The sequence below is a fragment of the Leptolyngbya sp. FACHB-36 genome (assembly GCF_014695955.1).
GTDB lineage: Bacteria > Cyanobacteriota > Cyanobacteriia > Leptolyngbyales > Leptolyngbyaceae > FACHB-36.
Genome location: NZ_JACJPG010000101.1, coordinates 1 through 2690, shown reverse-complemented (window position 1 = coordinate 2690; position 2690 = coordinate 1). Strand labels below are relative to the sequence as shown.

The following is a 2690-nucleotide window of genomic DNA, read 5'->3' as shown; positions in this document are numbered from 1 at the left end:
AAGATGGGAGGACGCTTGAGGGCAAAATTTTGCCGCTGATTCAGTCGAGGAAATGCCATTGCCACCCCTGTACTAGATGCCATGAGCCAGCCGAAGCTGGACGCTGAAAGAAGCGTAAACTGCCTGCGAGTCAGCGGACTCGATCGCTGAATCCTGTTCATAGTTGCTGGGCTGCCACACACTAGACGCGTTTAACCCAGACAATCTAATACATTCGCGCGGGGGATCTCTCAGTGCACATGGGGATTAATCTAAGCTTCATATTGCTCCTTGATGTGTAAATCTACAGGAGGTACACAAGCTGAACTCAACAGTTAATTGGGCTTGCCCAACAGCTCGCTACAGAGCTGTCGGAAGTGATCGCCGCGCTGCTCGAAGTTGGGGTACTGATCAAAGCTGGCGCACGCTGGAGACAGCAGCACAACCGCTGCCTGAAGCTGGAGAGCCAGGTCTGTCGATCGCCGCACGGCGCGGTCCATCGTTTCCACAATCTCGGTGTTAGCATAGCCCGTCTGCTGCAACCGTTGCGCAAACGCAGGAGCCGCATCACCAATCAGCAAAACTGCCGCCGCTTTTTCGTGAATCGTGGCAATCCAAGCGGCATCCTCCCCAATTTTTGCTTCCCCACCCGCAATTAAAATCACCGGAGCCTTCACCGCAGACAGCCCGACCTGCGCCGCATCGTAGTTCGTTGCTTTGCTGTCATTGATGAAGTCGATGCCCTGCCACGTGCAAATGTGTTCTAGTCGATGGGGCACGCCAGGAAAGGTGGCGATCGCATGGACAATGGCAGACTTCTCGATGCCCGCTAAGCGTGCCGCCGCGATCGCCATCAATAGATTCTGCTGGTTGTGGGGTCCGGGCATCCGCAGCAGACTCGCAGGCAAAATTGGCTGTCCCTGAGCGATCACCCAGCCATCATCCAGATAAACACCCAGAGCCAGATTTCCCAGGAGTGCCTCTTTGCCGCTGACGCTCGTCCAGCAGGCATCGGACTTCACCGGATCGCGTCCTTGCTGCCCCATGCTGTGTAAGTAGGGGTCGTCGCCGTTGAGCACCTGCATCTTTGCCTGACTGAGCAACTGAGCTTTGATGCTGAAGTAGCGCTCTAGGGTTTTGTGGCGGCTGAGGTGATCGGGTGTGAAGGTAGTCCAGACACCAATTTGAGGCGCCAGCGACGAGGCAGCTTCGATCTGATAGCTGCTGATTTCGGCGATCGCCCAATCAGGAGCCTTCTCAGCCAGCGCTACCTCACACGCGGCATAGCCAATATTGCCAAAGGCGGGCGCATGGCATCCAGCCGCTTCAAAGATCGCCGCAATTAAGGCAGTCGTCGTGGTTTTGCCGTTGGTGCCCGTAATGCCAACCCAGGGACAGCCCTGTAGGTTTCGCCACGCCAACTCCATTTCGCCGATCGTCTCGATGCCCAGTTCCCGCGCCCGCACCAAACTAGGAACGTCCCACGGCACACCTGGACTGACAACTACCAGTTCTGGCTGTGTCCCCTCCGGATCAAACGTATCGCCCAGCTTAACGGTAATCCCGTCTGCTGCCAGTTCTGACTGCTGCTGCTGGAGAGTCTCTGACATGCCACGATCGCTGACGGTAACGTGCCATCCTTGTCGCTTGAGCAATCGGGCTGCTGCGTTTCCCGATTTTCCCAATCCGATCACATAGGCATTTGGCATGGCGTGGTCATCCGTCATTTTGCATCCTACATGCTACTCCCTAACGGGCACGATCGCTAGACGAGGCGCGTTAACGGGCATGGCGACAAGTGCTGTAATGCAAATTCGGAATTCGGAATTTATGGAAGTTCGATTGCGTCATTGCTCCAGTCGTTCGATCGGGGCAGGAATTTGGAGAATTGGTTAGGGCTTACGCAAACCTCGGAGGTTTTGGTCAAGATGCGGAGGAAGGTTTCAGTCAGGTAGCAGGCTTTGCACAACTACGACTTTGATTCCCGAAAACGATCCTTCGCTGCCTCAAATGATTCCCGCATCGTAGCTTGAATGCGTTTTGGGTCAGGTTTCTTACCGCCCATTAAGTCGCCGAAATAGACGCATGCTGTCTCGCCCAGCGCCCACGTGTAGGCAGCTGCCCATGATGCCGCGATTACGCTACCAAAACCAGGAATAAATTTAATTAATTCTCGCCCGATCGCCTGGGCTAAAAAGCCTCCCGCGATCGCGCTCACCAGTCCACCTGCCTGTGAGGGCGTCAGAATTTGCCCATAAAGCTGCCCCAGCAGCCCAACCATTGACACCTGCAATGCCGTCAAAACAGGCATAGTGGCGAACGGCAAAGGCACAGCGGCAACCGTGGCTGCCATGACTGCAAACGGCACAATATAGCGACGTCCAGCATCCCGATAAAGATTGCCGATTTGCTCTCCGGCTCCGTCGTCTAAAAGCTGATGAATTGCTCGCGCTTCCGCATCTGGAAGCAAATCGGCTAATGCATCTACAAAGGCTTCCAACCCATAGAAGACTGGGTTGTAGCCGTCTTCTTCGAGAGTAAAGTCAATTAATACAGCTCGATCGTACAGTCCGGCAAACGCCTGTTGCAGCCCTGCGAACGATCGTTCCACATCTGCAAACGATGGCGGATAGTCGGGATGGTCCTCGACGCTGGAAGGATACACTTCATGCAGGCATGTCACTGCCAGAAGGCAGGGTACTTCAGGATGC

Annotated in this window: 2 protein-coding genes; both read right to left on the bottom strand. The window is 55.1% G+C overall.

Features of this window, described 5'->3' with window-relative positions; genetic code table 11:
- Positions 1 to 314 precede the first annotated feature (314 nt).
- Positions 315 to 1688, bottom strand: coding sequence for a UDP-N-acetylmuramoyl-L-alanine--D-glutamate ligase (murD, locus tag H6F43_RS01380; RefSeq protein ID WP_190340233.1), 1374 nt, complete (start codon positions 1686 to 1688; stop codon positions 315 to 317).
- A gap of 260 nt (positions 1689 to 1948) precedes the next feature.
- Positions 1949 to 2690, bottom strand: a 742-nt coding sequence (locus tag H6F43_RS01375; RefSeq protein WP_190340231.1) for a YcjF family protein, incomplete at its 5' end; no start/stop codon positions are given.

Excerpts from the sequence above, each read along its gene's own strand:
- murD (WP_190340233.1), bottom strand. The coding sequence starts at position 1,688 with ATGCCAAATGCCTATGTGATCGGATTGGGAAAATCGGGAAACGCAGCA.